The 1,156-nt window shown below is 45.0% G+C and carries 2 protein-coding genes; both read right to left on the bottom strand.

The window, feature by feature from the left end; all coding sequences use genetic code 11:
- Positions 1-342: 342 nt before the first annotated feature.
- Entirely contained in the window at positions 343-693 is a 351-nt protein-coding gene (locus tag HMPREF3138_RS16680; protein ID WP_038874581.1) for a DUF7716 domain-containing protein, read from the bottom strand.
- Positions 693-1,156: HNH endonuclease (locus HMPREF3138_RS25695; protein WP_190273447.1), on the bottom strand; the 464-nt coding region annotated here is incomplete at its 5' end. The genes HMPREF3138_RS25695 and HMPREF3138_RS16680, both read right to left, overlap by 1 nt.

Genomic DNA, 1,156 nt, shown 5'->3' with positions numbered 1-1,156 from the left:
GTTTTGCCCTTGTAGCGCACCGCCTTGCGGCTTTCTGATATACCTCAGGATGTGAAATAGCAACGTCAAAATCACTAGATCCCAGAACTTATTGCTCTTTTTAACATGCTACCGCCCACTCCGTTACTGGCCTCACGGTATCACCCTTGGTTACAGTGGCCCAGTCGGCGGAACTGAGACATTAAGTGGTACAACTATCAATTAGCCATCGAGGCTATTGGACCTATCAACGTATTGGTTTTCATGGTGTGCACTCCTGCGTGGATAGAATCCACGCAGGAGTGCTATAGGACATTCAGAAATGCAGCAAAAATCTTTACTGGAGAGCGAAGGTTATTACACCTAGGAAAACGTGATGAAAGCATCATTCTCCAAGTAATAATTCAATGCTGATATAAGCTCATCCACAGTTGCACTTGGCTTTTGATTCAGTGCACTTCTGAGCACATCCATGAATTGATCTCCATAAAAGAATAGCTCCAACTCATTTTGTTCAACATAGTCAGGATAAACTTCTTCATCATCATCACTAACCTCTGGATAACGTTCGAGATAGCATGTCAGCTCAAGTGTCGCAATTGCCTCGTACTCTTTGGTATAAAGGCAGAAATTATCCTTTATATAGCCCTCTTGAACGATTTTAATAATTAGATCTTCTAGCCTGTAAGGCGTCATATACTCTAGTTCTTTCATTAGCATCCCCCTTTTGATCTTCTCCTGGCTCCGCTTGGCTTAGGATTACCCGTGGCGCCATCCAGCTTACCTCGTCTCCCTGGCTCTCCTCCACCCCACATTTCTCGTCCTCCTTTACCCGTAGGATGATAAAGAGCGTGATTGTCTGCATGATCTACACGATCAACCAACACCAAGCGACCAACATCTTCATGATGATGCCATGTTAATACTGGCGGGCTCGAAGCTTTATTCGGGTTTTTCATCCATTCTCCCAATTCCGGGTATCGGCCCAACATATCTCGCCGGAAAGAAGGATCGGCGTCCATCCGAGCAATAAACTCTGTGTTTGCACGATTAAATTGAACTGCATCACTGGAGTAAATATTCCCTGGAGCAATAGTATTCTCTTGGAATATATGGTATTTACCGTTATTTGGTCGGTTGGAAAGCCCCAGCGGATCCACCCACATCAGCGGGTTCG

This window comes from Serratia sp. HMSC15F11 (genome assembly GCF_001808215.1).
Taxonomy (GTDB): domain Bacteria; phylum Pseudomonadota; class Gammaproteobacteria; order Enterobacterales; family Enterobacteriaceae; genus Serratia; species Serratia nevei.
The sequence above is the reverse complement of the archived record's forward strand: the minus strand, read 5'-3'. Positions and strand labels throughout refer to the sequence as shown.